Below are 264 nucleotides of genomic sequence, written 5' to 3' on the forward strand. Positions count from 1 at the left end.
ATTTCTCTTTTAATAGAGCGACGAGCCCTTTAATTCCGGTAAGTGGATTACGGATTTCGTGGGCGGTACTAGCTGCAAAAGTTCCAACTAATTCAATTTTTTGTAGTTCATTTTGTTGTCTTTCTAGTTTTGTTTGTCGTTTTAACAACATATATTGAGCGAGTAAAAATAAAATTGACATTAAAAATAAAGTAGCTATACATTCTACGGCAACCCACTGATTTAAAGTTTTTTGATGAATAGGTAACGGAGAAACAGAGACCT

The 264-nt window shown here is 33.7% G+C and carries 1 protein-coding gene; it reads right to left on the minus strand.

Annotated elements, in window-relative coordinates; all coding sequences use genetic code 11:
- Positions 1–264: histidine kinase dimerization/phospho-acceptor domain-containing protein (locus KVT11_RS20090; RefSeq protein WP_302693890.1), on the minus strand; the 264-nt coding region annotated here is incomplete at both ends.

This window comes from Bacillus sp. GbtcB10 (assembly GCF_019091365.1).
Classification (GTDB): domain Bacteria; phylum Bacillota; class Bacilli; order Bacillales; family Bacillaceae; genus Bacillus; species Bacillus altitudinis.